Origin of the sequence: Microbulbifer agarilyticus S89 (genome assembly GCF_000220505.1) — a bacterium.
GTDB lineage: Bacteria > Pseudomonadota > Gammaproteobacteria > Pseudomonadales > Cellvibrionaceae > Microbulbifer > Microbulbifer agarilyticus_B.
In genome coordinates this window covers 68,970-76,002 of sequence record NZ_AFPJ01000010.1, presented here as the reverse complement: position 1 = coordinate 76,002, position 7,033 = coordinate 68,970, and the positions used below count along the sequence as shown (strand labels likewise).

At 57.8% G+C, this 7,033-nt stretch carries 7 protein-coding genes; 3 read left to right on the top strand and 4 right to left on the bottom strand.

What is annotated here, in order from left to right:
- Positions 1-410 (top strand): c-type cytochrome (locus AS89_RS19040; RefSeq protein ID WP_010131029.1); only part of this gene is annotated, 410 nt, incomplete at its 5' end.
- Positions 411-637: 227 nt separating this feature from the next.
- Here the strand turns inward: AS89_RS19040 and AS89_RS0103840 are convergent.
- From AS89_RS0103840 to AS89_RS0103825, 4 genes are all read right to left on the bottom strand, one after another.
- Complete coding sequence (locus tag AS89_RS0103840) at positions 638-1,672, bottom strand: helix-turn-helix transcriptional regulator (protein WP_010131028.1); 1,035 nt, start codon at positions 1,670-1,672, stop codon at positions 638-640.
- 58 nt (positions 1,673-1,730) lie between these two features.
- Positions 1,731-2,306 carry a lytic transglycosylase domain-containing protein gene (locus AS89_RS0103835; protein ID WP_010131027.1) on the bottom strand — a complete coding sequence of 192 codons (576 nt, stop codon included), beginning with the start codon at positions 2,304-2,306 and terminating at the stop codon, positions 1,731-1,733.
- A complete protein-coding gene (locus tag AS89_RS0103830; protein ID WP_010131026.1) occupies positions 2,306-4,036 on the bottom strand; it encodes a proline--tRNA ligase in 1,731 nt (576 codons plus the stop codon). Before AS89_RS0103830 ends, AS89_RS0103835 begins: the two co-directional genes overlap by 1 nt.
- A gap of 133 nt (positions 4,037-4,169) precedes the next feature.
- Positions 4,170-4,598 carry an HU family DNA-binding protein gene (locus AS89_RS0103825; RefSeq protein ID WP_010131025.1) on the bottom strand — a complete coding sequence of 143 codons (429 nt, stop codon included), beginning with the start codon at positions 4,596-4,598 and terminating at the stop codon, positions 4,170-4,172.
- Between the two features lie 298 nt (positions 4,599-4,896).
- On the opposite strand from AS89_RS0103825, the gene AS89_RS0103820 reads away from it, so the two are divergent.
- Entirely contained in the window at positions 4,897-5,154 is a 258-nt protein-coding gene (locus AS89_RS0103820) for an FmdB family zinc ribbon protein (protein ID WP_010131024.1), read from the top strand.
- A 42-nt stretch (positions 5,155-5,196) separates the two neighbouring features.
- Entirely contained in the window at positions 5,197-6,975 is a 1,779-nt protein-coding gene (gene aspS, locus AS89_RS0103815; RefSeq protein ID WP_010131023.1) for an aspartate--tRNA ligase, read from the top strand.
- Positions 6,976-7,033: the final 58 nt, after the last annotated feature.

The window sequence follows — 7,033 nt, the reverse complement described above, 5'->3', positions numbered from 1 at the left end:
AAATCCGCCGCAAATGTAGTAAATGGCGGGATAGTGAAACTACACTGAACGCTGAAGTGGTTTTTGGCGCAGTATCAACAGCAACAGAAGGTTATGTGATGAAGCTTGCGACAATCTGTTCGGTCACTATTTTGGCTTGCGGCATGGCTGTGGGAAGCCAGGCGCTGGCGAATAGTGTGGAAGAGAAGTACAAGACGTCCTGTCATATCTGCCACGATACCGGAGTGGCCAATGCACCCAAGGTGCACGACGTTGAGGCGTGGAAACCGCGCCTGGACAAAGGAATGGACGCTCTGGTCAACTCTGTGAAAAACGGTTTGAACGCCATGCCGCCTGGTGGCATGTGTGCCGATTGCAGCGACGAAGATTACAAAGCGCTGATCGAATACATGTCCAAGCCAAAACAGTGAGCGAACGCCTGGCTGGGGCATGTGTAGAAAGGGTTTGCAGGAGCCTGAACTACAGGCGAAGTGGTGACTGGGCTAATTGCCTGCAGAGCAGGTCCTGCACGGTTTAGTGTGGCCCATCCGACGTCACTTGGCGGTCATTTGGCGCAGGCCTGAGCAAAATCATGTCAATTTTTTGTTCAGGCTCCATTAGAGGCCCGTGCAAGGACAGGGTGGAGTCGCCCCTGACGTTATGAGGGCAGGGCATCCCGCCGGAATTCCGTGGGCGTCTTTTCATGTCGGCGCTTGAATGCGGCGTTAAACGGGCTGAGCGAACGGTACCCAATATCCAGCGCAATGCTGAGCACCGGCAGGTGCGCCTCATCCGGGTCAGCCAGGCGTTGGCTGGCCTCATCAATACGGTACTGATTCAGGTACTCGTTGAAATTGCGAAACCCCAGGTGCTTGTTGATCAAGGCGCGCAACACGTGTTCCTTTGCGCTGAGCTGCTCCGCCAATTCCCTGATGGTCAACCCGGTGTGACGATAGCCGCCCGCCGCCATATGCTCTTGCAGGCGCGCAAGCAGTACGCACTGTGCTTCATCCAAAGGCTCGAGACTTTTTTCTCGCGGCTCATTCGCTTCCGGGTCGTTACTTGCCGGGGGCAATGAGTCCTCAAGCGCCTTGGGCGACAGGGACAGCAGCCAGAAGCAGGCCCCAAACGCCAGCAGGGTTGCGGTCACCGCATGCAGGGTGGGAATCCCTGCTGGTGTGGGCAGGAAGGAAAACAAAAACTCGGCGCACACCACAATCAGCATGTAACCGCCAATGGCAATTAACAGCGCGATCCGCAGCTGACGGCGCTCCGCTACCAGGTCGGACTGTAATTGCTGCAGCAAAGTAGCCAGCCCGGCACCGATGATCGCAAGCTTGTAGGGTTGCGCGAGAAGGTAAAACCAGTGATGTAAGTTCAGGTGGCTCGCTAGGTCCACCATGATCTGCGTGGCGACAAGCCACCAGCCCCACTTTGGGAAGGCTTCTCGTTCACTGCATAGCTGGTGGCAGAACAGCCAGAAGGCGCCGGGGATCAGAATGGTGGGTATATCGATAAGCAAGTCGATCAGGGAACCCTGATCGTTTAGCAGCGGGCGCAACAGGTACAGAAAAATTCCGGCGAGTAACACCAGTAGCCAGCGGCTGTCTCTGCGTTTGTGACCCATGGAAATCCTGACCGCGGCCAGCAACAGCAAACCGCAGGCTGCACCGGTAAAAAAGCTGTACGCCATGGATCAGGTACCTCTTACGTGTTTTTATTTTTGCTTGCTACCTCAGGGCTGCTGCGCGTTAGCGCCAGCGATCCACCCAGGCATCCAGGACCTTGCGGCTATAGGTGTGGCGACCATAGCTGCCGTTGTAGTAGGCCAGCGCGTTGGGCATATTGCCTTTGGCTTTCTTGATGTAGTGCTTGAGGATGGTGCAACCGTAGCGCAGGTTGGTGTCCATATCGATCAGGTTGTCTTCTGGACGGCCAATTTCATTTTTCCAGAACGGCATTACCTGCATCATGCCTTGGGCTCCCACGCGTGATACCGCGTAGGGGTCAAAGGCACTTTCTATCTGAATAACCGCCAGCACGATTTCCGGTTGCAGGCCCGCGCGGGTGGCTTCCCGGTGGATGGCCTTGAGCACGTGCATGCGTCGCTCGGGGTCCTTGATGTAGCGCGCCAGCGGCTGGGATTTTGCCATCAACCACACTTCCGCATCGAAGCGGTCGACAAACGAGTCGGCTTCGGTCACTGCGCCTTTCAGCGCTGCGAGCAGTTGCGGGTCCGCCTCTTTGGGTTGGGCGGAAGCCGCGCTGCTCAGCAGGCATATCACGCATAGCTGGCAAAGCTTGAGTGTGGCGAGGGCAAGTCTCATCAGTGCGGGATTTTCTCGAGCAAAATATCCAGAATCTGGTCTGCGGAAAACTCCTGATTCTCGGAATCCCGGCGACCTTTGTACTCGATATTACCTTTTTCCAGACCGCGGTCGCCAATCACGATGCGGTGGGGAATACCCATCAGTTCCACATCCGCGAGCATGCCACCGAGACGCGCTTTGGGCTCGTCCATCAGCAGTACGTCGATGCCTTTCGCGGTCAGAGTCTCGTAAATGTGCTCACATTTCTGCTGCACGGTTTCGCTCTTGTGCATGTTGATCGGCACAATTGCCAGCTGGAATGGCGCAATGGCTTCCGGCCAGATAATGCCGGCATCGTCATGGTTCTGCTCGATTGCAGCGGCAACCACACGGGAAACACCAATACCGTAGCAGCCCATGGTCATGACCTGCTCCTTGCCGTTCTCATCCAACACGGTGGCATTCATGGCTTCACTGTACTTGGTTCCCAGCTGGAAGATGTGGCCCACCTCGATACCGCGCTTGATTTCCAGGGTGCCCTGGCCGTCGGGGCTGGCATCGCCGGGAACCACATTGCGCAGGTCTTCTACGCGGCCCAGCGCTGCGTCACGCTCCCAGTTCGCGCCGGTCAGGTGGTAGTCGTCCTTGTTGGCACCGCAGACAAAGTCCGCCAGGTGTGCCGCAGCACGGTCGACGATGACATCGATCTGCATACCCACCGGGCCGAGCGAGCCGATGCCGCAACCCAGTTCCGCGGCGATGCGCGCTTCTGGGGCGAACGCCAGCGGGCTGGCAACACCGGCCAGTTTTTCTGCCTTCAGTTCATTCAGGTCGTGGTCGCCGCGCAGGACCAGCGCGACCAGCGGTGCTTCGCCACCTTCTTCTTCGGTTTCACCCAATACGATCAGGGTTTTCACCGAAGTGTTCGCGGCAATGCCGTAGGCCTCTTCCAGTGCGGCAATAGTTTTCTGCCCTGGCGTGTGCAGTTCTTCCATGGCCTTGCTGGGTGCCGGGCGTTCGCCGGCGGGGGCAACGGCTTCTGCCAGCTCAACATTGGCCGCGTAGCGGCTTTCGGAGGAGAAGGCGATATCGTCTTCACCGCTCTGGGCGAGAACGTGGAATTCATGGGAGTGGGAGCCACCGATGGAGCCGGTGTCCGCCAGTACCGGGCGGTAATCCAGGCCGATGCGGTCGAAGATGCGGCAGTAGGCACCGTGCATCACATCGTAGGTTTCCTGCAGCGAGTCGGCGCCGAGGTGGAAGGAGTAGGCGTCCTTCATGGTGAATTCGCGCGCGCGCATTACCCCGAAGCGCGGGCGGATTTCATCGCGGAATTTGGTCTGGATCTGGTAAAAGTTGGCCGGCAGCTGTTTGTAGCTGTTTACCTCGGTGCGGATCAGGTCGGTGATCACTTCCTCGTGGGTCGGGCCCAGGCAGAAGGGGTTGTCGTGACGATCCTGAATACGCAGCAGCTCCGGACCATACTGCTGCCAGCGGCCGGACTCTTCCCACAGTTCCGACGGCTGCACCACCGGCATCAGCACTTCCAGTGCGCCCGCGCTGTTCATTTCCTCGCGCACGATGCGCTCTACCTTGCGCAGTACACGCAGGCCAGTGGGCAGCCAGGTGTACAGTCCAGAGGAAAGGCGGCGGATCATGCCGGCACGCAGCATCAGCTGATGGCTGGTGACTACTGCGTCATTGGGGGTTTCTTTCTGGGTGGCGATCAGATAGCGGGATGCGCGCATAGTGCTTTCTTAGTTCTGTGTGTGAAATTGTAAGGGCGGCCATTTTACGCTGCCGGATGCCCCTATTGGTAGGGGGAGCCATAAACAGAAAACCCCGCAGAAGCGGGGTTTTCGTGGCGGAGAAGTGCGAGGATTAGGACTCGGCCATTTCCTTCATCTTCTTCAGCGGGCGAATTTTCACCTGGATGCTCGCAGGCTTGGCCTTGAACACGGTCTCTTCGCCGGTGAATGGGTTGATACCCTTGCGCGCCTTCTTGGCCGGCTTCTTCACGGTGGTGATTTTCATCAGGCCTGGCAGGGCGAATTCGCCTACTGCGCGCTTCTTGATGTGGCCGTGGATCAGGTCGTTCAGCTCGTCCAGAACAGACTGAACCTGCTTGCGGGACAGTTCGGTGTTCTCGGCGATCTGGTTCAGAATCTGGGTTTTGGTGTACTTGTCTTTGATCGCAGTCACTTTCTTGGCCGGAGCGGCCTTGGCTGCTGCCTTCTTGGCTGGAGCCTTCTTGGCTGCTGCCTTCTTGGCGGGGGCTTTCTTAGCTGCTGCTTTTTTCTTCGCGGCCATCGTTAGCTTCCTTCTATATAGGTGTTTATTCCAGTGAAAGTGTGTGTACAACAGGCATAACCGAAGTACTGAGCTGAAGTATATCCAGTTTTTTTCTGCGCGCACCGGGTTAAATCAGAAAAAAAGTGCTTTTTTTTAGGGTTTTGGCTGAAAAATGGCCCGTAAATTGTCAGTGCGCGGTACCGATCGCTCTCTTTGGCCAGGATTGCGTTATCCCGCCTGTTGGCAGCTTCTTCCCGTGCAGGTGCTCATGTATAATCTGCGCCCCTTTATATCCAGTGAGATCCGGATTAGAGCCATGCCGATCTACGAATACCAGTGCAAGGCCTGTGGGCACCAGATGGAGGCCCTGCAGCGTATGAGCGATGCTCCGCTGACCGACTGCCCAGAATGTAATAAAGCGGAATTAACCAAGAAGATCAGCGCCGCCGGTTTCCGCCTCAAGGGTGGTGGCTGGTACGAGACCGACTTCAAAACCGGCAGCAAGAAGAACCTTGCCGGTGATGCGGCCAAGCCTGCCGGGAAATCCGCGGGCTCGGAAGCCAAAGCCAGCTAAGCAAGCGAATACAAGACGATACTACTAAGGGAATAAGACTCCATGCGCACCGACTATTGTGGCGCCCTGCGATCCGCCGATATTGACCGCGAAGTAACCCTGTGTGGCTGGGTAGACCGCCGCCGCGATCACGGTGGGGTGATCTTTATCGACCTGCGCGACCGCGATGGTATTGCCCAGGTGGTGTTTGATCCCGATGCCGCGGAGCATTTCGAACTCGCCGACCGCGTGCGCAGTGAATATGTCCTCAAGGTGACCGGTCGCGTGCGTGCCCGTGCCCCGGAAGCGGTGAACCCGAACATGGTCACTGGTGAAATTGAGGTGTACGGCCTGCAGTTGGAAATTCTCAACAGCGCAGAAACCCCGCCCTTCCAGCTGGATGAGCACACCGCAGTGGGTGAGGACGTGCGCCTCAAGTACCGCTACCTGGATCTGCGTCGCAACGAAATGCAGCACAACCTGCGTTTCCGCTCCAAGATCACCAACGCGATCCGCAATTACCTGGACGACGAGGGTTTCCTGGATATCGAAACCCCGATCCTGACCCGCGCGACCCCGGAAGGCGCCCGCGATTACCTGGTGCCCAGCCGAACCCACGGTGGCAAGTTCTTCGCCCTGCCGCAGTCGCCGCAGCTGTTCAAGCAGTTGCTGATGGTGTCCGGCTTCGACCGCTACTACCAGATTGCCAAGTGCTTCCGCGATGAAGACCTGCGCGCGGACCGTCAGCCGGAATTTACCCAGATTGATATCGAGACCGCGTTCCTCGATGAAAACGCGATCATGTCGATCACCGAAAACATGATCCGCAAGCTGTTTAAGGAACTGAAAGGTATCGAGCTGGGCGAGTTCCCGCGTATGCCGTTCAGTGAAGCCATGGCGAAATTCGGTTCCGACAAGCCGGACCTGCGTATCCCGCTGGAGCTGGTCGACATCAAAGACCTGATGACCGAAGTGGACTTCAAGGTGTTCTCCGGCCCGGCCAATGACCCGAAAGGCCGGGTAACTGCGCTGAAGGTTCCCGGTGGTAACGACAAACTGACCCGCAAGCAAATCGACGACTACACCAAGTTTGTCGGTATTTACGGTGCAAAAGGCCTGGCGTACATCAAGGTCAACGACAAGTCCGACCTGGAAGGTGGCTTGCAGTCCCCGATCGTCAAGTTCCTGCCCAACGACGTGCGCGGCGCAATCCTCGAGCGTCTGAACGCCGAAAACGGCGACCTGATCTTCTTCGGTGCGGACAAAGGCAAGGTCGTTTCTGAAGCGCTGGGTGCACTGCGCTGCAAGCTGGGTGAAGACCTGGACCTGTTCGTAGCCGAGTGGGCGCCGCTGTGGGTGGTGGATTTCCCGATGTTCGAAGAGAACGATGACGGCAGTGTCACCGCGCTGCATCACCCGTTCACCGCGCCATCCTGCTCTCCGCAAGAGCTGGAAGCGAACCCGCTGGAAGCGCTGTCTCGCGCCTACGACATGGTGCTGAACGGTACCGAGCTTGGCGGCGGCTCCATTCGTATCCACAACCAGGATATGCAGCAAACCGTATTCCGCGCCCTCGGTATCGAGGCTGAAGAGCAGCGCGAGAAGTTCGGCTTCCTGCTGGACGCACTGAAGTACGGTGCGCCGCCCCACGGTGGTCTGGCCTTTGGTCTCGACCGTCTGGTGATGCTGATGACCGACAGCGAGTCGATTCGCGACGTGATTGCCTTCCCGAAAACCCAGAGCGCGGCCTGTGTGATGACCGACGCCCCGGGCGCGGTAGATGCCAAGCAGCTGCGCGAGCTGAGCATTCGCCTGCGCCAGAAAGAAGAGCAGGTCGGCTAATTTGGTTCCGCCCCGGTGATTGCCGGGGCATACCCTGTATATATGCACCTCTTAACGA